The sequence below is a fragment of the Pseudomonas sp. 32_A genome (assembly GCF_017490905.1).
GTDB lineage: Bacteria > Pseudomonadota > Gammaproteobacteria > Pseudomonadales > Pseudomonadaceae > Aquipseudomonas > Aquipseudomonas inefficax.
The window spans coordinates 23,895-46,128 of sequence record NZ_JAFGYI010000043.1 but is presented as its reverse complement, the minus strand read 5'-3'; the positions used below and the strand labels follow the sequence as shown (position 1 = coordinate 46,128).

Here is a 22,234-nt window from a genome sequence, read left to right as displayed (position 1 = left end):
TATCGAGCGCCGCCCGCGCGGCGCTTCGCGGCACAAGGCCGCTCCCACATTTGTTGCAACGTGCCAAACCTGTCAGGCCATAGTTACCCGCTTTGTTGGTCCGCCGATATCTCCATGTTGGCGTGGCTGCCGTCCAACATGTCTTTAGTCATGCGCCAAGGCTGACAACCATGGCCTCACAGGCATGGCCACGTTGCAACAAATGTGGGAGCGGGCTTGCCCCGCGAAGCGCCGCGCGGGCGGCGCTCGATATCACAGGCGCAGAAAATGTTGCGGCAAACACCTAGCGGCCTTCATTCAACCTGAAGCCAAACCCTCACTGCCTCATCCCCAACTCAGCATCATCCATCAGTGCCTTGGCCATCGCACTCAGGTAATGGGCAGCCCAGATCATCATCGGCTTCTCATCCATCAGCCCGGTAATGGTCAATTCACGGACATAACCCATCAACTCCGACGACTGCTCACGGGCGTCCCTGCACGGGATGCCAGGCTCGATGCGGAACAGCGGGTGAGTGCCGTTTTCACCCTGGTAGAAGGTGGTCTTGCCGGCGGTGAATTGGGTGTCTTCTGTTGTCATTGTTCAATCCCCTGATAATTCTCGAGTGCCTGGCCGGGCCTATTCGCGGGCGCGCCCGCTCCCACAGGATCACCACAGGCTTCATGACTTGCACCGTACCTCTGGGAGCGGGCATGCCCGCGAAAGGGCCGGTTCAGGCGACACATCAATAAGCCTCAGTGCGAAGTTCGCGACCTAGATTAGGATCTTCGAGTGAAACTGCGTTCAGGGGTGGATCAGGAACTATCTTCATCATTGGTATTTTTCTCGGTAAGGGCTATCACCACCTGCTGTCAAACAAGAGGGTGGCAGCTGTGCATGGGTTGACAGACCGGTAGAAAAATCCAAAAACCCGGCGCACACGAGGTGCCCCATACACAGCCGCCATAAAGGCGAAAGCCATGAGAATTTTCTGGTCGGCCTGTCAAAGCCGGTCACTGATTTGGCAGCGACCACCCGAGACTATGGCCCGATCCAGAGCACCGCAATGGCTAGGAAGGGGTTGGGAGTATGTTTGGGAAATGGACTACATGGAATAGGCGAAAACCTAAAAAACTGCCGGGGTGCTGACTGAAATGCAGTAGCTGGCAGGTTTCACCTCGCCCTTTGCAGCGCGCCTGTGTGACCGCTCGCCGCTCGGTCGCACAGATATAGAAGGAACCAAAGCAAGCACCCTTTAATGCCCTCGCTCATCCGGGCCTTCGCCAGAACCACCAAAGGCTTAGGATTTTAGCCCCTTCAGAAGCTGCGAAAAGGCTCAACCAAACCCACGTACTGGTATCTGGCAATAATAGAAACAAAGAAAACGACGGAACTATAAACAAGATACGAAATGGAAACTGAACGAAAGCCAGATAACGCCCTGATCTTCTCCCCATACAAAGTAATATGCTACTGGCAACAAGGGATACCTGGACAATCAGCCCCATCCACACCATGATCTCAAGCCCTCCCCCCCACTGCTCCATGTTTGCAAGAGCGGAATTGAGATCACTGACAAAGGGGGTCACACCTCTATTCAGGCTACTGACCACAACGAAAAAAATGTAAAAAGCATCCATACCACCCCAAAACAAACCGACCAAACGCGTTGACCTTATCAAACCGATGCTCCAGCACATTTATCTTTCAACTCTTATTCTTCATTTACTATTATTGGTCGCCAATGCCATGAGGTTCCCGACACATCCCAGGCATCATCAGTCTCCACATAAACTTGCGTTACTTTACGTTCCATTCCATATCTGTGGATTGCGGAGGATGGCGAAAAATACTGTTCCTCTTCATCAAGCGGCACCCATTCCTGCGTAACTGTTCTCGTCGTATTCGCAAAATCTTTCCCTGACGACAAGAAGACACGCCCCTCATCTCCTCTTGATGTCAGGAAGTTCGCAACAAAGGCAGCACTCGAAGCAGGTTTATTAACACGTATAGACGTTATTTTCCATTTGCCCGGACCACTCATCGCAGAAACAGTGTTAATCAGAAAATCGCCATAATCTCTAATTATCCCGGTCGAAAAGAATGGATCTTCGACCCTACACAGGTCATCCGTTCGAACGTTCGTCCAGCGAGTGAGCTTTTCCATTGCCAATCCTCCATTCCGAGCACCGACGCTTACATTCACTAGCTCAAAAAATCTGTAGGACCACTTCTGATAACGTTGTGGGAAATTTCTCCATGTATCATGGAAAACAACATCTGTACGGATGCCAGACCGCAGGTCTCATTACTCTTTCTCAACCCATATCACCCAAACCTATTAACCTGTCCCCCACCCCACCACCCTCCTACACTCGCAGCATCCCGCCTCAGGACCGCGATCATGCCCGAGACCCTGCTCAGCCCCCGCAACCTCGCCTTCGAACTCTACGAAGTCCTCGACGCCGAGGCCCTGACCCAGCGCCCGCGCTTCGCCGAGCACAGCCGCGAAACCTTCGATGCAGCGCTATCAACTGCCCGCACCATCGCCGAAAAGTTCTTCGCCCCGCACAACCGCAAGGCCGACGAAAACGAGCCGCGCTACGTGGATGGCCGCGCCGAACTGATCCCCGAAGTGAAACCCGCCGTCGACGCCTTTCTCGAAGCCGGCTTCCTCAACGCCAACCGCGACTTCGAAGCCGGCGGCATGCAGCTGCCGAGCCTGGTCTCGCAGGCCTGCTTCGCCCACTTCCAGGCGGCCAACGCCGGCACCACGGCCTACCCGTTCCTGACCATGGGCGCGGCCAACCTGATCGAGAGCTTTGGCAGCGATGAACAGAAACGCCTGTATCTGCAGCCGATGATCGAAGGCCGCTACTTCGGCACCATGGCCCTGACCGAACCCCACGCTGGCTCGTCGCTGGCCGATATCCGCACCCGCGCTGAACCCGCCGGTGACGGAAGCTACCGGCTCAAGGGCAACAAGATTTTCATCTCCGGCGGTGATCACGAGTTGTCGGAAAACATCGTGCACATGGTGCTGGCCAAGCTGCCGGATGCTCCGCCCGGTGTGAAGGGCATCTCGCTGTTCATCGTGCCCAAGTATCTGGTCAGCGAAGATGGCAGCCGTGGCCCGCGCAACGATGTGCTGCTGGCCGGGTTGTTCCACAAGATGGGCTGGCGCGGTACCACCTCCACCGCGCTGAACTTCGGCGACAACGGCCGGTGCGTCGGCTACCTGGTCGGCCAGCCGCACCAGGGCCTGGCCTGCATGTTCCAGATGATGAACGAGGCACGCATCGGTGTCGGCATGGGCGCGGTGATGCTCGGCTACGCCGGCTACCTGTATTCGCTGGAATACGCCCGCCAGCGCCCGCAGGGCAGGCTGCCGGACAACAAGGACCCGCACAGCCCGGCAGTGCCGATCATCGAACACACTGATGTAAAACGCATGCTGCTGGCACAGAAGGCCTACGTGGAAGGCGCCTTCGACCTGGGCCTGTATGCCGCGCGCCTGTTCGACGACACCCAGACTGCCAGCGACGACAGCGCCCGCAAGCAGGCGCAGGAGCTGCTCGACCTGCTGACCCCGATCGTCAAGTCCTGGCCCTCGGCCTTCTGCCTCAAGGCCAATGAACTGGCGATCCAGATCCTCGGCGGCCACGGCTACACCCGCGAATACCCGGTGGAGCAGTACTACCGCGACAACCGCCTGAACCCGATCCACGAGGGTACCGAGGGTATCCAGTCGCTCGACCTGCTCGGCCGCAAACTGGCGCAGAACAATGGTGCCGGCCTCAAACAGCTGATCCGCCTGATCGCCGCCACCGGCGAAAGCGCCAGCCACCACCCGAATCTCGACCCACTGCGCCAGCCGCTGGAGCAACTGGTCAACCGCCTGCAAGGTGTGACCCTGACCTTGCTTGGCGACCTGGCCGAAGGCAAGGTCGCCGGTACCCTGGCCAACTCCGCCCTGTACCTCAAGGCCTTCGGCCACTGCGTGATCGGCTGGCGCTGGCTGGAGCAGGCGATTCATGCCGAGCTTGGCCTGCTCAAGGGCAACCCTGCCGACCGCGACTTCTACCTCGGCAAGCTACAGGCCGCGCGTTATTTCCTGACCTGGGAAGTACCGGGCTGCCATAATGAGCTGGCATTGCTCGGGGCGCGCGACGACACCTGCCTCGCCATGCAAGAGGAGTGGTTCTAGACAGCACCTGTGAAGTGAATCACTGAGTACACTTGGCGGGCGATGCCGAGCTGCGGGGGTTGCGAGCAATAGCGATTCCTGCAGCGACTACCGCAATGCCCAGGTAGGCTGTCCAATGAATCGCGTCGCCGAACATCAACGCAGCCCATAACAATGTCACTGGCGGTTCCAGATAAACCAGCGCCGACACGCGGGTCGCGGTCAGCTTGGTCAGCAATATCCACAGGCTCAAATAGGCGATGAACGTTGAGAACAGTGTCAGCCAGGCGACAGCCACCCAGGCCTGGGTGCTGGCAGGCACTTCGATCAAGCCCAACGGCAAGCCTGTAGCGGTGAGCAACACCAGCGTCGCGGTCGATTGCAGAAACAGTGGCATCAGCAAACCGTCCTTGCTGTGGTCTGTCTCCAGAACCGATTGCCGTCGCTGGTAAAGCGTGGCGATGGACAGCGTGATGGCAGCGATCAGCGGCAGAGCGTACAGCCAGAATTCAAGCCGGGCTGTCGACAGGCTGTACTCACCCAGAATGACTACGCTGACGCCCGCAAACCCAAGCACAAGCCCCAGCCACTCCTGCCGGCCACTGCGTTCACCGTGGTCCCTGCTGCTCATCGATGCCGTGATCAATGGCTGCAAGGCGCAAATGATGGCAGCAATACCCGCCGGCAGGCCGCCGCGGATGGCGATGTAAACGCTGACCAGGTAGGCAAACTGGGCCAGAAAACCGATCACGGCGTTGTAACGTATCTGCGCCCACGACAGTACACGCAGTCGGTGCAAGACAAAGGGCAACAGGCAGATGCAGACCAGCAAAAAGCGCCAGAACAGCAGGTTTATTGCACCAGCGTCCTCCGTGCCCAGCCGGGCGCCAATGAAGCCCGAACTCCAGGAAAGGACAAAAATGACTTGCAGCAGGATCAGGTATGGCGCACTGCTTGGCATATTCACGCCCCTATGTGATGCAATTCCTCGAACGTAATCGGCTGGATGCCTATACGTGCGTATTGTCGAGCAGCTGATCGGTGCAGGGCCCAGCGCAACCCCAACCAGTTGGGGATGGTCGCGGGAATGCCGTCGTCGGAGGCTAGGTGCCAGAAGCGGTTGGAGTCGTCACCGAAGTAAGGGCAATGGAAGGACAACACCAGTGACATGCGCCGCCCGCTGAGCACCGGGCGAACGCCGTGGAACAGGCGGCTGCCATAGATGAACAAGGCATCGCCGGGCTCGTCCAGGCGTGCGGTTTCGAAGGTGCGGTAATCCAGAGCATCAAAGGTATCGACAGTACCGTTGTGGAACAGGAACTCGCCACTGCTGTAATCGGCCGGCCCCGACAGCACGATGTTCAGCACATAATTGGTGCCGTCCGTATGCCAAATACCCAGTTGCTGCTGTTGCTCGACAGGCTTGGGGTAGTAGTAGTTGATCTGCGAGCGGGCATTGAGCATGGGGTAAGGCACGAGCGGCACGCCAGCGATGCGCGAGATGGCCAGCAGGAATGAGCGACTGCACATCATGTCGTTGATGAACGACGACAGCCCCGTCACCCCTCGTGTGCGCCGGGAAATGATCCAGTCGCTGTCGCCCGCCCCTTCCTCCAGGCGGGCGCAGATGTCTTGCAAGGCCGCGACGCCCTCGAGCGTGAACAACCGATGGACGACAGCGACCCCCGTGATGGCATCTACCGCAACTTTCGAGTGTGGGCTTTGGCTATAACCCAGTTCCCCCAGCGTTCGGGTGTCCGTGACGGTGGGCCCTTGTCGTCGAAGCAGATCATCCCGCCAGGCAACCTGCTCGCCCAGGCAGATCGACGAAGCTCGCGGCGTGCGCTTCAACGTTGACTTGAGCGCCAGCTTCACGCGGCCTACGCCGCGCTCGAACAGGGATAAGGTGTTGGAGTGGTTCATGATGCGTCTGTCCCTGTGGAGCCGCTACTGAAGGTACTCGCGACTTGATAGCGCACCGAGCCGTCCCCGCTGGCGGATTCCTGGGAGACTTCAGCGACCTGAAAACAATCCCTCACTGCTTCATCCCCAACTCAGCATCATCCATCAGCGCTTTGGCCATCGCACCCAGATAATGTGCAGCCCAGATCATCATCGGTTTCTCGTCCATCAGCCCGGTGATGGTCAATTCGCGCACATAGCCCATCAACTCCGAAGACTGCTCGCGGGCGTCCCTACATGGGATGCCCGCCTCGATACGGAACAATGGATGGGTGCCGTTCTCACCCTGGTAGAAGGTGGTCTTGCCAACGGTGAACTGGGTGTCTTCTGTTGTCATTGTTCAATCCCCTGATAATTCTCAATTGCCTGGGTGGGCCCTTTCGCGGCGGTTCGACGCCTCGACAAGCCCGCTCCAAAGGCCACTGCAGGCCATGGCATGTGATGACCGTTGTAGGAGCGGGTTTACCCGCGAAGAGGCCCACCCAGACAACACATCACTCAAACCTCAGTGCAAAGTCCGAAACTCATTAGGCATCTGCACCTGAATCAATGCCGACTCCTGCATGACCTGATGCTCATTCGTATCATTCCATTGCACTTCCGAGTGACAACCGTGCTGCAACCACACAGTAAGAGGGGGTATAAAGCCTGTACAGTTGATTAAATCGAAGCGCTGGTTCGATCCGGCTAAATCAGGTGGTTCAATGGGGAAAGGCCTCGACATCAACGTACTCAGAACCTTCCAGGCAGTAGCCCGGCTGGGCCGCTTCAAGGATGCCGCCGACTATGTCCATCGCAGCCCGTCGGCGGTGACGACGCAAATACAGAAGCTGGAGGAACAGATCGGGCAACAGCTGTTTGCTCGCAGCAACCAGTCCGTAGAACTGACCCCGGCGGGTCGACACCTGCTGGTTGAGGCGACACGTTTTCTGATGGCCCATGACAGGCTGCTGGCTACGTTGTCGCCCCAGCAGATGACCGGCAAGGTCCGCCTTGGGGTACCAGACGGATATGCAGCCAGCCTCATGAGCGATTTCCTGCCAGTTTTCGTAGCCAGTAATCCGAAGCTGGAACTGGAGGCCATAGCGCGGTCCAGCGCAGAGCTCGTCGACCTTTTTGCACGACAGCGCCTGGACTTGGCAGTGGCGGTCAGCAGCGAAGTATGGGAACAAGGGGAGTGGCTTCGCTCGACCAGGCCTCGTTGGGCCGCAGCCCCAGGGTTCCACCACGACCCTGACCTTCCTTTGCCACTGGCCCTGCAGTTGAAGGGCTGCCCGTACCGAGAGGCGGCATTGCAGGCATTGAAGACGCATGGCATTGCGTACCGCATCCTGCTGGAAAGCGCCAACTGGCATGCGGTACTAGCCTGCATGAGGAGCGGCCTGGCAGTCGGTATTGTCGAGGGGCTGGACAGTGGTGATACATCACTTGCGTACGTGGAAGGCATGGGCTTCCCCGCGCTCGCCGAGCATCACGTCTACCTGCTCACGGACACCACTCACCATGTTGCGTCGCATCTGAACGAAATGTTGAAGGCCACCATCCGCAAGGATGGACCTGCAACACCGGGCCCTTGCTGACCGCACTTTATTTCCTGACCTGGGAAGTACCTGGCTGCCATAATGAGCTGGCATTGCTCGAGGCGCGCGACGACACTTGCCTCACCATGCAGGACGAGTGGTTCTAAGGGGGAGCCACCGTGTACACGGAGGCTTCCACATGTTCGATACCAGCGCCCTACTGCGCCAGCGCTTTGCCGCGCTGCGCAGTACGGCCGAGTTGTTTTCCCTGCGCCATGTGAAACAGTCGCACCAGGCGCTGTCGGTTCGCCGCAACGTCGCGGAACCACCCTTCTTCAGCCAGGACGAGGGCGCCATGCTCACCGTGCGGGTGAATGGCGTGGAAGCCTATGCCGCCACCGCCGACCTGTCCCAGGCCGGCCTGCAGCGTGCCCTGGAGCACGCCGAGGCACTGGCCCGGCAGATCGCCCGGTACAACCTGCTGGACCTGCGCGAGCAACCGGTGACCAGCGCACGCCACGACCACATTTCGCCCAACTTCGACCAACCCGTGCCCAACCTCGCCGACTGCCTTGGCCTGCTCGCTGCCGAATCGGCCAGCGTGCCCAAGGACAGCCGCCTAGTGGACTGGCAGGCCAGCCTGGGCCTGAGCCTGGTCGAGCAGACCTACCTGAACTCGGCCGGCGCCGAGCTGCGCCACGCCCAGCGCTTCCTGTTCCCGGGCCTGGGCGTGACCGCCAGCGATGGCCAGGACAGCCAGAGCCGCAGCCTGGGCCGCGACAACTTCGGCCAGCAGGGCGGCTTCGAGATCATCGAGCGCTGTGGCCTGGTCGGCGCTGCCCGCCGGGTGGCCGACGAGGCGCTGCAGCTGCTGCTGGCACCGAATACCCCCAGCGGCCCGCGCGACCTGCTGTTGATGCCGGACCAGATGATGCTGCAGATTCACGAATCCATCGGCCACCCGCTGGAGATGGACCGCATTCTCGGCGACGAGCGCAACTACGCCGGCACCAGCTTCGTCAAGGCCGGTGACTTCGGCCACCTGCAGTACGGCTCCGCGCTACTCAACGTGACCTTCGACCCGACCATAGGCGAAGAGCTGGCCAGCTACAGCTTCGATGATGACGGCACCCCGGCCAGCAAGCAGTTCCTGATCCGCGATGGCCTGCTGCTGCGCCCGCTGGGTGGTGCGCTGTCGCAGTTCCGCTCCGGCCTCGACGGCGTGGCCAACAGCCGCGCCTGCGGCTGGAACCGTGCGCCGATCGACCGCATGGCCAACCTCAACATCGAGCTGGGCGACCAGAGCCTGGATCAGCTGGTGAAGGGCATCGAGCACGGCATCCTGATGCGCACCAACCGTTCCTGGTCCATCGACGATGCGCGCAACAAGTTCCAGTTCGGCTGTGAATGGGGGCAGTTGATCGAAAACGGCGAGCTCAAGGGCATCGTCAAGAACCCCAACTACCGCGGCATCTCCGCGCAGTTCTGGCGCAACCTGGCGGCGGTCGGCGACAGCAGTACCTTCCAGGTGCTGGGCACGCCCAACTGCGGCAAGGGCGAACCCAACCAGGTGGTGCGGGTCGGCCACGCCTCGCCGGCCTGCGTGTTCCGCCAGATCGACGTATTCGGAGGAGACGCCTGATGAAACACGCTTTCGAAACCCTGGTCGGGGATGTACGCAAAGCCCTGCAGACGGGCGAACAGTTCACCCTCGGCTATAGCGCCGAACAGTCGCAATTCGTGCGTTTCAACCATGCCAAGGTGCGCCAGGCCGGCACCGTGAACCAGGCCGGCGCGCAACTGCGGCTGATCCGCGATGGCCGCCAGGCAGAGCAACAGGTGACCTTGAGTGGTGACACGCAACTGGATAGCCAGCGCCTGGTCACGGCCCTGGAGCAACTGCGCCAGACCTTGCCACTGCTGGCGGTCGATCCGTACCTGCGCCTGGACGAAAGCGCCTGGCACAGCCACAGCCAGCAGGAGCAGCCGCTGCCCGAACTGAGCGATGTGCTGACCTTGCTCGAGCGCGAAGCCGGCGACCTGGACCTTGTCGGCATCTACGCCGCCGGCCCCATCTGCCGGGGCTTCGCCAGCTCGTTCGGGGCCTTCGGCTGGCACCAGGCCAACAGCTTCAACTTCGACTGGAGCCTGTTCCACGAAAACGGCGAGGCGGTGAAGGCCAATTATGCCGGGCAAGTGTGGAGCGCCGACGACTTCACCGCACGCCTGCGCCAGGCGCGGGAACAGCTGGGTTTCCTTGGCCGCCCTGCCGTCACGCTGAAACCTGGCAGCTACCGTGCCTACCTGGCCCCGGCGGCCATGGACGAAATAGCCGGCATGCTGTGCTGGGGCGGGTTTTCCGCACAGGCCCTGGCCACTGGCAACAGCGCCCTGCAGCGCCTGTACAACGGCGATGCGCGGCTGAGCCCGCTGGTGAGTTTCACCGAACAGGTCAGCGGCTCGCTGAGCCCGGCGTTTTCCGATGAAGGCTCGCCGCGCCTGGATGTGCCGTTGATCCAGCAAGGCGAGGCCCGGCAGCGATTGATCAGTGCGCGCAGTGCGGCCGAGTTCGAGTTGCTGGCCAATGGCGCCGATAGTTACGAGTCGCCGTGTGCGCTCAGCCTGGCAGCAGGTAGCCTGCCCAGCGAGCAAATCCTGGAGCGTCTTGGTACCGGGCTGTACATCAGCAACCTGTGGTACCTGAACTATTCCGACCTGCCGGCAGCACGCATGACCGGGCTGACCCGCTTCGCCACCTTCTGGGTGGAGGATGGACAGATCCAGGGCCCGGTGAGCACCATGCGCTTCGATGACAGCCTGTACAGTTTGCTCGGCAGCCAGCTGGAAGACCTGACCCAGGAGCGCGAGATGATTCTGTCGACCAGTACCTATGGACAGCGCAGTACCGGGTCGAGTCATTTGCCGGGGGCACTGGTCAAAGGGTTGACCCTGACATTGTGATTGGACTCGCCGGCCCTTTCGCGGCTAAAGCCGCTCCCACAGGATCTCCACTGCCCTTGAATGTGGTGACATCCCTGTGGGAGCGGGTTCACCCGCGAAGAGGCCGGTACAGACAAACGAGGAAGTCATGCCCGAACGCACCCCGCTGGACCCCGTCACCGCCCGCTGGATCCCCTGGGTGGTGGCCATCGCCTTCTTCATGCAGTCCCTTGACGGCACCATCCTCAACACTGCGCTGCCGGCCATGGCCCGCTCGCTGGCCGAAGACCCGCTGCGCATGCAGGGCGTGATCATTGCCTACATGCTCACCGTGGCCCTGCTGATCCCCGCCTCGGGCTGGATCGCCGACCGCTTCGGCACCAAGCGCATCTTCTTCAGCGCCATCCTGCTGTTCAGCTTCGGCTCGCTGCTGTGCGCCGCCGCCAACAGCCTCGGTTTCCTGATCTTCGCCCGCGTCGTACAGGGCCTGGGTGGGGCGTTGATGCTGCCGGTCGGGCGGCTGGTGGTCCTGCGTGCCTACCCGCGCACCGAGCTGGTGCGCATCATGAGCTTCATCACCATCCCCGGCCTGCTCGGGCCACTACTGGGCCCTACGGTTGGCGGCTGGCTGGTGGAGATTCTGAGCTGGCACTGGATCTTCCTGCTCAACCTGCCGGTCGGCCTGATCGGCTGCTACGCCGTGTGGAAGTTCATCCCCGACCTGCGCGGTGCCGAGCGCACCACGTTCGATGGCCCCGGGTTCCTGCTGTTTGGTGCAGCGATGGTATTGATCACCATCGCCATGGAAGGCCTGGGCGAACTGCACCTGCCGCACTTGCGGGTGATGTTGCTGCTGTTCGCCGGCATGGCCTGCCTGGCGGCCTACTGGCTGCGCGCCGGGCGCGACCCAGAGCCGCTGTTCTCGCCCAGCCTGTTCCGCGTACGCACCTTTGCCATCGGTATTCTCGGCAACCTGTTCGCCCGCCTGGGTAGCGGCGCCTTGCCGTTCCTGGTGCCGTTGCTGCTGCAAGTGGCGCTGGGCTACTCGCCGGCCCAGGCCGGCATGAGCATGATCCCGCTGGCGGCTGCGGCGATGCTGGCCAAGTCCATTGCCCGGCCGCTGATCGAACGCTTTGGCTACCGCATCATCCTCACCGGCAACACCCTGCTGCTGGGCCTTCTGCTGGCCAGCCTGGGGCTGGTGGACGAGCAGACGCCCTATTGGCTGTTGCTGGTACAACTCGGTCTACTGGGCGCGGTGAACTCCATGCAGTTCACCGCGATGAACACGGTGACTCTGATCGACCTCGACGACGCCAGCGCCAGCAGCGGCAACAGCCTGCTATCAGTGGTCGCGCAGCTGGCCCTGAGCCTGGGCGTGGCGTGTGCGGGTGCATTGCTCGGCGGCTTTACCGCAGCCGGCAGCGCCGACGGCGTGGAAACCACCTTGGGCGCATTCCAGCTGACCTTCGTCACCATCGGTGTGATGGCCATGCTGGCCGCGGCGATCTTCCTGCAGCTGTCACCGACAGACGGAAGGCGTGCCCGTCGTCCGGAACAACACATGGAGTCGTAGGGCGAATGGCCACGAGGCTGGTAGACTGTGCGGCATTTTTCGCTTCGCACCGCAGGCCCGCCTCGTGACCACCGAATCCACCGCCTTTGCCACCTTGCCGCTGTCCACTGCCATGCTGGCCAACCTGGACGCCCTCGGCTATGCCTCGATGACGCCGATCCAGGCCCAGAGCCTGCCGGTCATCCTCAAGGGGCAGGACCTGATCGCCCAGGCCAAGACCGGCAGCGGCAAGACCGCCGCCTTCGGCATCGGCCTGCTCAACCCGATCAACCCACGCTACTTCGGCTGCCAGGCGCTGGTGCTCTGCCCCACCCGCGAGCTCGCCGACCAAGTGGCCAAGGAGCTGCGCCGCCTGGCCCGCGCCGAGGACAACATCAAGATCCTGACCCTGTGCGGCGGCGTTTCGCTGGGCCCACAGATCGCTTCGCTGGAGCACGGCGCGCACATCATCGTCGGCACCCCGGGGCGCATCCAGCAGCACCTGGACAAGGGCACCCTGGTGCTCGACGGGCTGAACACCCTGGTGCTGGACGAAGCAGACCGCATGCTCGACATGGGCTTCTTCGATGCCATCGCCAGCATCATCGGCAAGACCCCGTCGCGCCGCCAGACCCTGCTGTTTTCGGCCACCTACCCGGCCGGCATCAAGCAACTGGCCGCCGACTTCATGCGCAACCCGCAACAGGTCAAGGTCGAGAGCCTGCATGCCGACAACCAGATCGAGCAGCGCTTCATCGAGATCGACCCGCAACAGCGTCTCGAGGCCGTCACCCGCGTGCTCGGCCACTACCGCCCGCAGTCCTGCGTGGCGTTCTGCTTCACCAAGCAGCAGTGCGAGGATGTGGTCGCCCACCTGACCGCCAAGGGCATTGTTGCCCAGGCCCTGCACGGCGATCTGGAGCAGCGCGACCGCGACCAGGTGCTGACCATGTTCGCCAACCGCAGCAGCTCGGTGCTGGTAGCCACCGACGTGGCGGCGCGCGGCCTGGACATCGATGGCCTGGACATGGTCATCAACGTCGAGCTGGCACGTGATGCGGAAATTCATGTGCACCGTGTGGGCCGCACCGGCCGTGCCGGGGAGAAAGGCATTGCGGTCAGCCTGGTGGCGCCAGCCGAAGGCCACCGTGCCCAGGCCATCGAACAACTGCAGAAGAGCCCATTGCGCTGGGACCAGCTGGACAGCTTGAAGAGCAAAGGTGGCGAGCCGCTGCTGCCGGTGATGAGTACCCTGTGCATCGCTGCCGGGCGCAAGGACAAGCTGCGCCCGGGCGACATCCTCGGGGCGCTGACCGGTGATGCCGGGATCCCGGGCAAGCAGGTGGGCAAGATTGCGATCTTCGACTTCCAGGCGTTCGTGGCCGTCGAGCGGGCGCTGGCCAAGCAGGCCATGCAGCGGCTGAACAGCGGCAAGATCAAGGGCCGCTCCCTGAAAGTCCGCATTATCTAAAGCCATGCAAGGTCCCTGTGGGAGCGGGTTTACCCGCGAATGCGATAGTGGGCTCACTGCCGCCTTCGCAGGTGAACCCGCTCCCACAGGGTTCTGTGTTTCTTTCTTATAAGGTTTACACCGTGCACTCCACCGACGTGATCATCCTCGGCGCCGGCGCCGCCGGCCTGATGTGCGCCCAGCTCAGCGCCCGCCGTGGCCGCCGGGTATTGGTGCTCGACCACGCCAACAAACCGGGCAAGAAGATCCTCATGTCCGGCGGCGGCCGCTGCAACTTCACCAACATGTATACCGAGCCGGGCAACTTCCTCTCGCAGAACGCACACTTCTGCAAGTCGGCCCTGGCCCGCTACACCCAATGGGACTTCATCGAGTTGGTATGCAAGCATGGCGTGGCATACCACGAGAAGAAGCTCGGCCAGCTGTTCTGCGACAACAAGGCCAGTGACATACTCGACATGCTGCTGGCCGAATGCGATGAGGCCGGCGCGGAGATCCGCATGCACACCAGCATCGAGCAGATCGAGAAGACCGAAGGCGGCTATCTGCTGCAGACCAGCGGCGGCCAGTTCACCTGCCAATCGCTGGTGATCGCCACCGGCGGCCTGTCGATCCCGACCCTGGGTGCCACCGGCTTCGGCTACCAGGTGGCCCGCCAGTTTGGCCACACCCTGCTGCCAACACGCGCCGGGCTGGTGCCGTTCACCATCACCGAGCCCCAACTGAAGGCACTGTGCACCGAGCTTTCGGGCACCTCGCTGGATTGCACCGCCAGCTGCAACGGCACCAGCTTCCGCGAGAACCTGCTGTTTACCCACCGCGGCCTCAGCGGCCCGGCGATTTTGCAGATCTCCTCGTTCTGGGAAGCCGGTGACACCGTCGAGATCAATCTGTTGCCTGACCGTGATGCGCTGACCTGGCTGCAACAGATGCAGGCCGAGCGCGCCAACGCCGAACTGAAGACAGTGCTGGGCGAAGTGTTTACCCGCAAGCTGGCCAACCTGTTGGCGGAGCAGTGGTTCGAGTCCAGACCGATGAAGCAGTACACCCCGGCGGAACTGTCACAGATCGCCGAGAAACTGTCGAACTGGCAGGTTGTACCGGCCGGCACCGAGGGTTACCGCACTGCCGAAGTGACCCTTGGCGGCGTGGATACCCGCGAGGTGTCGTCCAAGACCATGGAATCGCTGAAGAGCCCCGGGTTGTATTTCATTGGCGAGGTACTGGATGTGACCGGCCACCTGGGCGGTTTCAATTTCCAGTGGGCCTGGGCATCGGCCAACGCCGCAGCGCAGTTCGTGTAGAGTAGAATCCATTCAGCAGCACGGAACGCTTCTTGCTGGCCCGTGCTTGAGCGCCGGTAAAGCAGTGGGGCTGCCGTGCAGCCCATCGCCGGCAAGCCAGCTCCCACAGGGTCTCCACAGGCCTTCAGGCTTGTGCAGTACCTGTGGGAGCTGGCTTGCCGGCGATGGGCCGCGACAGCGGCCCCAATTGCACGGCCTCGAAAGATATTCCTCTGATCACTGCCTAGCAGGCCATCATGTCATCGAGCTCGTTCCGTCAGTCACTGCGTCGCCTGTGGGGTCAAGACAAGTTCAGCTACAGCATCCGGGTCACCATCGCCCTCACCGGCAGCCTGGCCCTGTGCTGGTACCAGAACGAAATGGCCCTGCTGATTCCGCTGTTTCTCGGCATCATCGCCAGCGCACTGGCCGAAACCGATGACAGCTGGCAGGGCCGCCTCAGCGCCCTGGCCGTCACCCTGGTGTGTTTTGCCATCGCCGCGCTGGCGGTCGAACTGCTGTTCCCCTACCCATGGGTATTCGTCATTGCCCTGGCCTTGGCGGCCTTCGGCCTGACCATGCTCGGTGCCCTGGGCGAGCGTTATGGCGCCATCGCATCAGCGACCTTGATCACTGCGGTGTACACCATGATCGGCGTGGACCAGCGCGGCGGCCAGGTCACCGACTTCTGGCACGAACCGCTGCTGCTGGTGACCGGTGCAGCCTGGTACGGGCTACTGTCGGTGCTGTGGCAGGCGCTGTTTTCCAACCAGCCGGTGCAGCAGAGCCTGGCCAAGCTGTTCTTCGAGCTAGGCAGCTACCTCAAGCTCAAGGCCAGCCTGTTCGAACCCATCCGCACCCTTGACGTCGAAGCCCAGCGCCTGGAACTGGCCCAGCAGAACGGCAGGGTGGTGGCGGCGCTCAACGCGGCCAAGGAAATCATCCTGCACCGGGTGGGCAACAGCCAGCCGAACTCCAAGGTCAGCCGCTACCTCAAGCTGTACTTCCTGGCCCAGGACATCCATGAACGGGTCAGCGCTTCGCACTATCCCTACAACGCGCTGACCGAGGCTTTTTTCCACAGCGACGTGATGTTCCGCTGCCAGCGCCTGCTGCGTAAACAGGGTTCTTCCTGCCAGGAACTGGCCCGCTCCATCCGTCTGCGCCAGCCGTTCGTGCTGGCCAGCGGTTACCCCGAAGCCCTCGAAGACCTCAACGCCTCGCTGGAACACCTGCGCATGCAGAACAACCCGGCCTGGCGCAGCCTGCTGCGCTCGCTGCGGGCGCTGGCCGTCAACCTGGCGACGCTGGACCGCCTGCTCAGCGCTGCCAGCAACCCGGACAGCCTGGCCGATGCCAGCGACAGCAGCCTGCTCGACCGCTCGCCGCGTTCGCTGAAGGATGTATGGAGCCGTCTGCGTACTCAGCTGACACCGACCTCGCTGCTGTTCCGCCATGCCTTGCGCCTGCCGCTGGCGTTGTCGATCGGTTATGGCATGGTGCACCTGATCCACCCGACCCAGGGCTACTGGATAATCCTGACCACGTTGTTCGTGTGCCAGCCCAACTACGGTGCAACCCGGCGCAAGCTGGTACAGCGCATAATCGGTACCGCCGTCGGCCTGACGGTGGGCTGGGCACTGTTCGACCTGTTCCCCAATCCGGTCATCCAGTCGCTGTTCGCCGTGGTCGCCGGGGTGGTGTTCTTCGTCAACCGTACTACCCGCTACACCTTGGCCACGGCCGCGATCACCCTGATGGTGCTGTTCTGCTTCAACCAGATCGGCGATGGTTATGGCCTGTTCCTGCCACGCCTGTTCGATACCCTGGTCGGTAGCCTGATCGCCATCCTCGCGGTGTTCCTGTTCCTCCCCGACTGGCAGGGGCGGCGGCTGAACAAGGCGCTGGCCAATACCCTGGCCTGCGCCAGCGTGTACCTGCGGCAGATCATGCAGCAGTATGCCCACGGCAAGCGCGACGACCTGGCCTACCGCCTGGCCCGACGCAACGCCCACAACGCCGATGCGGCGCTGTCCACCACCCTGGCCAACATGCTGATGGAGCCGGGGCACTTCCGGAAGGAAGCCGACGTCGGCTTCCGCTTCCTGGTTTTGTCGCATACCTTGCTCAGCTACCTCTCGGGGCTGGGCGCGCACCGCGACACTGCCCTGCCGGCGGAGGTGCAGGAGCAGTTGATCGAAGGTGCCGGGCAAAGCCTGGCCAGCAGCCTGGACGAGATTGCCAACGGCCTGGCCGCGCGGCTGCCGGTGGCGATTCACAGTGATGCCGAAGAGGCCCTGGCCAATGCCCTGGAGCAGATGCCGGAAGAGCTGGATGAGCATCAGCGGCTGGTGCAGACGCAGTTGGCGTTGATCTGCCGGCAGTTGGGGCCGCTGCGGACCTTGGCCGCGCATTTGATCAAGGAAGGTGCACCGGCCTGAATGCATTGTTACCTGTTCTGGCCTCTTTGCGGGTAAACCCGCTCCCACAGGAACCCTACAAGTTTCGAGATCTGTGTAATACCTGTGGGAGCGGGTTCACCCGCGAAGAGGCCAGAACAGGCGACAAGATCAAAAGCCATGCTGACGCATGAGCCGCGCATAGCTGCCATCCGCCTTCATCGCCGCGATCGCCTGTTCGAACCGCTCGACGATCCGCGCATGCTCCGGGTGCTTCAGGCTGACCAGGATATGCAGGGTGTTCTCTGCCAACGGCGGTTCCACCAGCATCACCCCATCGCGCACTTCCGGCAGCTCGCGCTGCAAGTTGTAACGGGCCACGTACTCGTCTTCCACCGCCAGGCCCACCCGCCCCGCCGCCAGCATGCGTACCGCAGAGGAAAAGTTGCGCACCGCCACCTTGTGCAGGCGGGTGTCGCGGTCGAACTCGGGTGAATAGGCGTAATCACGCACCACAGCGATACTGTAGGGGTACAAGTCAGACTGGCGCTTGTAGCTAAACGCCTCGCCCTTGCGCTGCAGCAGGCGAATACGGTTGACCAGGTAGGCTTTGGAAAACTGCCCGATGCTGGCGCGCGAGTCGTTGTACCAGGCGTTGATCAACACGTCGTAACGCCCCTCGTTCACCCCCCGCAGGGCCCGCGCCCACGGCGCCTCTTCTACCCCACTGGCGTAGCCGGCCCGGGCCAGTGCCGCGGTGACGATACTGGTCGCCAGGCCACCGCCCGGCATGCTGGCATCGGTGAACGGCGGCCAGTTGTCGGCCACCAGGCGTAGCGTCTCACGACCCGGGGCGGGCGTTGCAAGCATCATTGCCAACAATCCCAGAACACAAAGCAGTGGCCGCATGCTCACGTCCTTTCGCAATGGAGGGCACACACTGCCGACGAGATTACACAAAGCCGTTGGCGAGGGCAGCGGCCAATAGTGTCATTTAGCCTCTATTTTGGCCGTGACACATACATCATGCGATGATCGACGGCTCACTCAAGGAGTTCGCGCCAATGTCCATCGACTGGCTCTGCAAGCACCACACCGATCTCAGCAAGGACCAGCTGTACGCCATTCTGCAATTACGCACTGAAGTGTTCGTGGTCGAGCAACGCTGCGCCTACCAGGAAGTCGATGGCCAGGACCTGACCGGCGATACCCTGCACCTGATGGGCTGGCAGGATGACAAATTGGTGGCCTACCTGCGCCTGCTCGACCCGCAATCCCAGGGTGGGGATGTGGTGATCGGGCGGGTGGTGACTGCGCCCGCGGCGCGCGAGCTGAAGCTGGGGCATACCTTGCTGCTCAAGGGGCTGGAAGCAGCAGAGCATTGCTGGCCGGGGGTGCCGGTTTACCTGTCGGCGCAAGCGCATTTGCAGGGGTTCTATGCCCGGCATGGGTTCGAGGTGGTGGGCGAGGAATATCTGGAGGACGATATTCCGCATATCGGGATGCGCAAAGGCTGAGTTAACCGCTATCCCTGTGGGAGCGGGCTTGCCCGCGAATCAGGCACTGCGGTGGATGGCACGGGCTTCGCCCGTGTTCGCGGGCACGCCCGCTCCCACAGGGAATGCGTCAGCTTTTCGATTCAGGGATAGCCCAGCACTTCGCGAATCTGCCGCAAATGCCGGATGATCCACTGCTTGTCGATCGCTCCCCAGTCATGAATGCGGTAGTGCCCGGCGTGGTTGCGCGCGCCTTCCTGCTGTTCGAACTCGCAGACGATATCCAGGTCGGCCAGCGCCGCAATGGTGTCCTGAGCGGTGCGCCGGGGCATGCCGGTGGCCTCCATCAGGGCCGGCACGCTGGTCGCGGTCTGGCTGTCGATCAGCCAGGCCACGTACAGGCGGCGGTAGAAGCTGCTCTTGGTCTTGCTCACTTCCATGCTGCGTGGTCCTTAACAGTTGCCCGGCAGCTCCCGATAGGTCAGGTAGACGCGCAGGTCGAATTCCAGTTGGTGGTAGTCCGGCTCCATATGCTGGCAGAGCTGGTAGAACGCCTTGTTGTGGTCACGCTCGCGCAGGTGCGCCAGTTCGTGTACCACGATCATGCGCAAGAATTGCGGCGCAGCCTCCTTGAACAGCGAGGCGATGCGGATTTCCTTCTTCGCCTTGAGCTTGCCGCCCTGCACCCTCGATATCGCCGTATTCAGGCCCAGGGCCCGATGGGTCAGGTCGAGACGATTGTCGAACAGCACCTTGTCCAGGTTCGGCGCGCTGCGCAGGTATTGCTGGCGCAGATCCTGGGCATAGGCGTACAACGCCTTGTCGTTCTGCACGTCATGGCGGTCGGGATAGCGGCGCTGCAGGTACTCGCCCAGGCGGTCGCTGTCGATCATCTGCCGCACCTGCTGCTGCAGGTGCGGGGGGTAGGCTTGCAAGTATCGTAATACGGTCATGGTGCTGCATTCGGTGTATCGAATGCCGATTCTAGCCAATCATGGCCCCGGCCAGGAGAAAATCGCCGGGAAGCTGCTGGCATCGGTGGCGGTCATCGGGTAAGCCACCAGGAACCCTTGCACGTACTCACAACCATTGGCCTTGAGCCAGGCAGCCTGGACCGGGGTTTCCACCCCCTCGGCGATCACCGTGATGCTGTAGTCGGCGCACAGGCCGATGACGCTGCGCACCAGCGCTGCATCCACCGCCGAATCAGGCAGGCGCGCCACCAGATGGCGGTCGAGCTTGAGTGTATCTATCGGCAGGTCGCGCAACATGCGCAACGAACAGTCGCCGGCACCAAAATCATCCAGCGCCACCCGTACACCCAGCTCGCGCAAGCGGTGTATCTGTTTCACCGCCGCATCGATGTTGTACATCAGCGAGGTTTCCGCCACTTCCACTTCCAGCTGCGCCGGGTCCAGCTGGTAAAGCTGGATGACCCGGTGCAGCTCGTCGACCAGGCTTGGCATGACGAACTGCGCACGGCTCAGGCTGATACCCAGCACCAGGTCCGCCGGGAAACGCTGGCACCATGCCTGACGCTGAGCCGCGCCCTGGCGGTAGATCCAGCTGGCCAGGCGGTTTATCAAGCGCGCCTCTTCCAGCAACGGGATGAACAGCCCCGGCGGTACGTCGCCGACACTGGGGTGCTGCCAGCGCAGCAAGGCCTCGAAGCCACGCAAGCGGCCATCGTGGAAGCCGACCTGCGGCTGGTAAACCAGCGTGAAGTCTTGCTGCTCCACGGCCGTGCGTACGCTGTCCTCGAGCATCAGCCGCGAACGCGCCCGGCCATTGAGCTCCTGATCGTAGAAGCGATACTGCTGGCGCCCCGCCTGCTTGGCCGCGTACATCGCCGCATCGGCCGCGCGCAACAGGCCTTCGACATTGGCGCCGCAATCCGGATAGGTGGCAATGCCGATGCTCACCCCAAGGCTCACATCCAGCCCTTCCACTTGGTGGCTGATGGAAATACGTTCCAGCAACCGCTCGGCATAGCGCCCGGCCTGCTCCGGGTAAGGCAGGCTGTCGAACAGTGCAGTGAACTCGTCCCCGCCCATGCGCGCCAGCAGCGCCTCACTGCCCAGGCAATCCTTGAGCTGTTCGGCCACCCAGTGCAGTACCCGGTCGCCCGCGTCGTGGCCGAGCGAGTCGTTGATGCGCTTGAAGCCATCCAGGTCCATGTACATCAGCGCCTGCGCCTTGTCCGAGCGCTCGTTGCGCAGCAGCACACCTTCGGCGGCCTGGTAGAACCCGCGGCGGTTGAGCAGGCCGGTAAGCGGGTCGGTAACGGCCTGGTACTCCAGCTGCTGGTGCAGGTTGCGTACCACTGACATGTCCAGCACGGTGACCACCATGCCCTGCTGTTCGGCCGGCAGTGGCGCACACGACAACGCCACCGGCACCAGCTCGCCGCCAAGGGTGCGCAGCTGGGCATCGTGCACGCGGAAGATGCGCCGCCCCAGATAGGCCTGGTAGAAGTCCGATTCGTTCCACGAGCAGGCAGTGGCCAGTTGCACCAGGTCGAGCAGATGGGCGCCCTGCAACTGTTGCACCGGCGCTGACAACAAACGGGAAATGGCCGGGTTGGCGAAACTGATGATGCCTCGGGCGTCAACCACCAGAATGCCCTCGGCGGCATTCTCCAGGATCGACGCGTTGAACGCCCTGGCCGCTTCCAGCTCTCGGGTCAGGCGCTGCAGCATGCGCCGGTTGCGCTGCTGGTCGAGCAGCGCCTGAACCTTGGGCTTTAGAATTTGCGGGTCGAACGGTTTGAACATGTAGTCCACGGCGCCGCTGGCGTAACCCTTGAGCACGGCCGCTTCGGACTGTTCGTTGGCGGTGAGGAAAATGATCGGGGTCAGCCGTGTGCGCTGGCTGCCGCGCATCAGCCTGGCGACTTCGAAGCCGTCCATCTCCGGCATCTGTACATCCAGCAGAACCAGGTCGACATCGTGCTCGAGCAACGCACTCAAGGCTTCCATCCCGGAGTTTGCCGTCAACACCTGCCAATCCTGACGGGCCAGCAATGCCCGCATGCTGATGAGGTTTTCGGGGTAATCGTCTACCACCAGAAGAACCGAGTTGCCATCCAGTGGCTGAGGTTGAGGGTGAGCGACATCCATGCTGCTTCTCTGTTATGTGACCGACTTCAATATACGGTTGGATCCACTAGTACTCTAGACCTGAGCGGATAACACGCAATGCAATCAGAACGCTATCAGTGCCTCAACTCTACGGTAGCCGACTAACGGTCAGTTTGCCGGGAATATGTGCCGGGCCTCTTCGCGGGTAAACCCGCTCCCACAGGTACTGCGCTGCCTGGTGGGTTTGAATGCTCCCTGTGGGAGCGGGTTTACCCGCGAAGAGGCCAGCACAGGCGTAGGATTCCAACACCCAAAAATGAAAAAACCCGCATCGCTGCGGGCTTTTTCATCAATGCCAGAAG

At 62.1% G+C, this 22,234-nt stretch carries 18 protein-coding genes; 9 read left to right on the top strand and 9 right to left on the bottom strand.

What is annotated here, in order from left to right:
- Positions 1–316: 316 nt before the first annotated feature.
- Positions 317–580 carry a DUF3077 domain-containing protein gene (locus J5M58_RS21665; protein ID WP_112249403.1) on the bottom strand — a complete coding sequence of 88 codons (264 nt, stop codon included), beginning with the start codon at positions 578–580 and terminating at the stop codon, positions 317–319.
- A 1,114-nt stretch (positions 581–1,694) separates the two neighbouring features.
- Positions 1,695–2,147, bottom strand: a complete 453-nt coding sequence (locus J5M58_RS21660; protein WP_207879546.1) for a hypothetical protein — start codon at positions 2,145–2,147, stop codon at positions 1,695–1,697.
- Between the two features lie 237 nt (positions 2,148–2,384).
- Between J5M58_RS21660 and J5M58_RS21655 the strand changes: the two genes are divergently transcribed.
- Positions 2,385–4,187 carry an acyl-CoA dehydrogenase gene (locus J5M58_RS21655; RefSeq protein ID WP_207879544.1) on the top strand — a complete coding sequence of 601 codons (1,803 nt, stop codon included), beginning with the start codon at positions 2,385–2,387 and terminating at the stop codon, positions 4,185–4,187.
- Positions 4,188–4,206: 19 nt separating this feature from the next.
- Here the strand turns inward: J5M58_RS21655 and J5M58_RS21650 are convergent, their stop codons facing one another.
- From J5M58_RS21650 to J5M58_RS21640, 3 genes are all read right to left on the bottom strand, one after another.
- Complete coding sequence (locus tag J5M58_RS21650) at positions 4,207–5,127, bottom strand: DMT family transporter (RefSeq protein ID WP_025340868.1); 921 nt, start codon at positions 5,125–5,127, stop codon at positions 4,207–4,209.
- A 2-nt stretch (positions 5,128–5,129) separates the two neighbouring features.
- On the bottom strand, positions 5,130–6,089 hold the full coding sequence (locus J5M58_RS21645; RefSeq protein ID WP_207879542.1) for a 2OG-Fe(II) oxygenase: 960 nt from the start codon (positions 6,087–6,089) through the stop codon (positions 5,130–5,132).
- A 112-nt stretch (positions 6,090–6,201) separates the two neighbouring features.
- Positions 6,202–6,465: a DUF3077 domain-containing protein gene (locus tag J5M58_RS21640; protein WP_112249399.1), complete on the bottom strand. Its 264-nt coding sequence runs from the start codon at positions 6,463–6,465 to the stop codon at positions 6,202–6,204.
- 367 nt (positions 6,466–6,832) lie between these two features.
- On the opposite strand from J5M58_RS21640, the gene J5M58_RS21635 reads away from it, so the two are divergent.
- The 7 genes from J5M58_RS21635 (at position 6,833) to yccS (ending at position 17,338) form a co-directional block, all read left to right on the top strand.
- Positions 6,833–7,708, top strand: coding sequence for a LysR family transcriptional regulator (locus tag J5M58_RS21635; protein ID WP_207879548.1), 876 nt, complete (start codon positions 6,833–6,835; stop codon positions 7,706–7,708).
- A gap of 139 nt (positions 7,709–7,847) precedes the next feature.
- Positions 7,848–9,290: a TldD/PmbA family protein gene (locus J5M58_RS21630; RefSeq protein ID WP_207879540.1), complete on the top strand. Its 1,443-nt coding sequence runs from the start codon at positions 7,848–7,850 to the stop codon at positions 9,288–9,290.
- Complete coding sequence (locus J5M58_RS21625) at positions 9,290–10,609, top strand: TldD/PmbA family protein (protein ID WP_207879538.1); 1,320 nt, start codon at positions 9,290–9,292, stop codon at positions 10,607–10,609. Before J5M58_RS21630 ends, J5M58_RS21625 begins: the two co-directional genes overlap by 1 nt.
- Before the next feature lie 127 nt (positions 10,610–10,736).
- A complete protein-coding gene (gene mdtD, locus J5M58_RS21620) occupies positions 10,737–12,164 on the top strand; it encodes a multidrug transporter subunit MdtD (protein ID WP_112249395.1) in 1,428 nt (475 codons plus the stop codon).
- 112 nt (positions 12,165–12,276) lie between these two features.
- Positions 12,277–13,614 (top strand): ATP-dependent RNA helicase DbpA, encoded by a 1,338-nt coding sequence (gene dbpA, locus J5M58_RS21615; RefSeq protein WP_235874650.1) that lies wholly within the window; start codon positions 12,277–12,279, stop codon positions 13,612–13,614.
- A 122-nt stretch (positions 13,615–13,736) separates the two neighbouring features.
- Positions 13,737–14,918 carry an NAD(P)/FAD-dependent oxidoreductase gene (locus tag J5M58_RS21610; RefSeq protein ID WP_207879536.1) on the top strand — a complete coding sequence of 394 codons (1,182 nt, stop codon included), beginning with the start codon at positions 13,737–13,739 and terminating at the stop codon, positions 14,916–14,918.
- Positions 14,919–15,154: 236 nt separating this feature from the next.
- Positions 15,155–17,338 (top strand): YccS family putative transporter, encoded by a 2,184-nt coding sequence (yccS, locus tag J5M58_RS21605; RefSeq protein ID WP_112249392.1) that lies wholly within the window; start codon positions 15,155–15,157, stop codon positions 17,336–17,338.
- A 129-nt stretch (positions 17,339–17,467) separates the two neighbouring features.
- Here yccS and J5M58_RS21600 read toward each other — a convergent pair whose 3' ends face one another.
- Positions 17,468–18,205 carry an ABC transporter substrate-binding protein gene (locus tag J5M58_RS21600; protein ID WP_112249391.1) on the bottom strand — a complete coding sequence of 246 codons (738 nt, stop codon included), beginning with the start codon at positions 18,203–18,205 and terminating at the stop codon, positions 17,468–17,470.
- Between the two features lie 155 nt (positions 18,206–18,360).
- On the opposite strand from J5M58_RS21600, the gene J5M58_RS21595 reads away from it, so the two are divergent.
- A complete protein-coding gene (locus J5M58_RS21595) occupies positions 18,361–18,813 on the top strand; it encodes a GNAT family N-acetyltransferase (protein WP_112249390.1) in 453 nt (150 codons plus the stop codon).
- Between the two features lie 122 nt (positions 18,814–18,935).
- Here J5M58_RS21595 and J5M58_RS21590 read toward each other — a convergent pair whose 3' ends face one another.
- From J5M58_RS21590 to J5M58_RS21580, 3 genes are read right to left on the bottom strand one after another with little or no spacing between them, the layout of a single operon-like run.
- Positions 18,936–19,232, bottom strand: a complete 297-nt coding sequence (locus J5M58_RS21590) for a helix-turn-helix domain-containing protein (RefSeq protein WP_003249396.1) — start codon at positions 19,230–19,232, stop codon at positions 18,936–18,938.
- 12 nt (positions 19,233–19,244) lie between these two features.
- Entirely contained in the window at positions 19,245–19,745 is a 501-nt protein-coding gene (locus tag J5M58_RS21585) for a M48 family metallopeptidase (protein ID WP_112249389.1), read from the bottom strand.
- A 39-nt stretch (positions 19,746–19,784) separates the two neighbouring features.
- Positions 19,785–21,911 (bottom strand): bifunctional diguanylate cyclase/phosphodiesterase, encoded by a 2,127-nt coding sequence (locus tag J5M58_RS21580; RefSeq protein ID WP_207879535.1) that lies wholly within the window; start codon positions 21,909–21,911, stop codon positions 19,785–19,787.
- Between the last annotated feature and the right edge of the window lie 323 nt (positions 21,912–22,234).